The 2,419-nt window shown below is 44.0% G+C and carries 3 protein-coding genes; 2 read left to right on the top strand and 1 reads right to left on the bottom strand.

The window, feature by feature from the left end:
* The first annotated feature begins 109 nt into the window (after positions 1–109).
* Positions 110–976, top strand: coding sequence for a hypothetical protein (locus tag WA010_RS01900; RefSeq protein ID WP_422555485.1), 867 nt, complete (start codon positions 110–112; stop codon positions 974–976).
* On the top strand, positions 976–1,641 hold the full coding sequence (locus WA010_RS01895) for a C39 family peptidase (RefSeq protein WP_422555484.1): 666 nt from the start codon (positions 976–978) through the stop codon (positions 1,639–1,641). Before WA010_RS01900 ends, WA010_RS01895 begins: the two co-directional genes overlap by 1 nt.
* A gap of 129 nt (positions 1,642–1,770) precedes the next feature.
* Here the strand turns inward: WA010_RS01895 and WA010_RS01890 are convergent.
* A partial coding sequence (locus tag WA010_RS01890) for an RsmB/NOP family class I SAM-dependent RNA methyltransferase (RefSeq protein WP_422555483.1) occupies positions 1,771–2,419 on the bottom strand: 649 nt, incomplete at its 5' end.

Genomic DNA, 2,419 nt, shown 5'->3' with positions numbered 1-2,419 from the left:
CTGTGATAGCGATTTTGGTTGTTACTATTTCAGCGGTGCTTTTGAGTATATTGGTTGGTGTAATTATTGCTATGAGCGGATTACCGATCCCTGAAATGGCGGGATAAAAATGCGTTTAGTGTTACTTGTTGGGCTGATTCCCCTCGTTTTATCGGCAAAAGCGGTCAAAGTCGATGAATTACTGACCGAAAAAAATAAAATCCAAAGTGATGTGAGTATTTCGTATCTCAATACTCAGCGTAATAGCAGTGATGTGGGTTTGGTTGAGTATCAGAGTGCAAACGGTGATTTTGTGAGTATTCCGACTTATTTGGGAAGTGTTGAGAGTCAGAGCGATCGATTGGTGTATTCGCTGTCGTTGCGATATGGACTAAATAAAGATGCCGAAGTGTTTGGTTTCGGTAATCTCTACAGCTCAACGGAGCGTACGTTGAATGCAAGTGGTACCTCTTCTCATAGCGATAGCGGTTTTAGCTCATTTGGGATAGGTGGTGTGTACCAAGTGCGAGCTGAGGATGATTATCCTGCGGTATTGGTCGGTGGGACGGTTGATTTGATCGATCATGATGAAATGTTGAAAAAAAACTTTTATTTTAAAAGCGGTTCGGCATTTGTCTCATCGTACTACACGAGTGATCCGGTTGTCTTTTTTCTGAGGGCTTCGTATGGATACAACGGGAGCCATACAAACCAGAATCATTCCCTTGAAACGGGAAATGTATTGAGCATTACCCCCCAAATTCATTTTGCGGTGAACCCTTATACCAGTTTAAACTGGGGAGTACGCTATCAGTATAAAGGCAAAGATACCTATGATGGGAATGCGATTTCAACCAATCAAAGCCAGTTGGGTTGGTTGTTTGGAGCGAGTTATGAGATAAATGCGAAAAGTGTTATCAGTGCCGATATGGAAAAAATGGATGCATCCACCTATTCGCAAAGTACGATGACCCTCAATTATTCATACAAATTCTAATGAAAGCTATCATTTTATTGGTATTTGCACTTTCAGCGTTTGGAATGACGATTGCTCAAAAAGAGTTTACCCTTAAAAAAGAGGTCAAATCGTGGATTGAGTTCAAAAATGAGCGTTTAACGCGGCAAAATTACGATTATTCGTGCGGCAGTGCGGCATTGGCAACACTTCTTAGCCACTATTATGATGCGAATGTCACCGAAGAGATGATTTTAAAGAGTGTATTGGAAGTTAAAGGGATTGATAAACAAGCCTCAGAACTCGAAAATCAAGAGGGTAATAACGGATTGTCATTTTATGACCTATCACAGTATGTTTCAACACAAGGTTTTAAAGCGGTTGGTATTGCATTAGGGATGGAAGAGCTTAGAAAACTTCAAATTCCTGTGATTGTCTTCGTCAAAATACGTAAGCAGGAACATTTTACGGTACTCAAAAAAATGGATGAGCGGTATGTGTATCTCGCTGACCCCTCTTTTGGCAATATTCGAGTAAGCCATGCAAAGTTTAAAGAGATGTTTTTTACCCGTGAAGCTGAGGATAAACCCGGAAAAATATTGGCTGTTTTAGCTCAAGGAAATGCCAAAGGGGATGAAGCGTTTAAAGCGGTAGTGCCGTTTCCGAACAGTATTTATGAGAGAATTACCAACCCGTTGCGTCGTTAAAAAAATTAAACTTTTTGCATAATATATTTTTCCGTTCGTGGTGAGTTTGTCGAACCATGAACTAAACACCCTTCGACAAGCTCAGGGCGAACGGTGTCATATTTGCTAAATCGAGGTTATGTAAAAAGTCTATTTAATCTTCTCCAGCAAACAGATAAAGAACCCATCGATGGTGTCGGTGGGTAAAATCCGCACGGCGTTTTGTATCCGCTCGTCATATACCTCTTTTCCCCAGCGCGTCAGAGGCTTCTGGATGTTATCGAAGGGCAATGTGAGGGGGATGGTCTTTAAATGCGCTCCATGGCGTTCTAAGAGGTGCTGAAGAGGGCTTTCGTTCTCTTCGGGTGAGAATGAGCAGGTACTATAGAGCAATTTGCCACCCGGTTTGAGGGCATCAAATGCCGAGAGCAATAAACGGCGCTGAAGTTTCGAGGTCTCTTTGACTTTGTGGACGCTCCAGTAGCTCATACTTTTCGGCTCATGGGTTTTAAAGCGTGCTTCGGACGAACACGGGGCATCGAGGAGGATGCGGTCAAACATCTCAGGGCACTTTTTCCCGACACTGCGCCCGTCGGTCATATAAGTGTGGGCGTTGGTCACCCCTTGGTGTTTGAGGTTATCGCAGAGGCGGAAAAAACGTTCTCGCTGAAGCTCTACGGCGGAGAGCCATCCGGTATTTTCCATCATCCCTGCGAGCATGAGGGTTTTTCCCCCCGGTGCGGCGGCGAGATCGAGTACCGTCTCTTCGGGGCGAGGAGCGAGCAACACGGGGGCAATC

Source organism: Sulfuricurvum sp., assembly GCF_049305995.1.
Classification (GTDB): Bacteria; Campylobacterota; Campylobacteria; order Campylobacterales; family Sulfurimonadaceae; genus Sulfuricurvum.
This window is presented reverse-complemented; position numbering and strand designations above follow the sequence as displayed.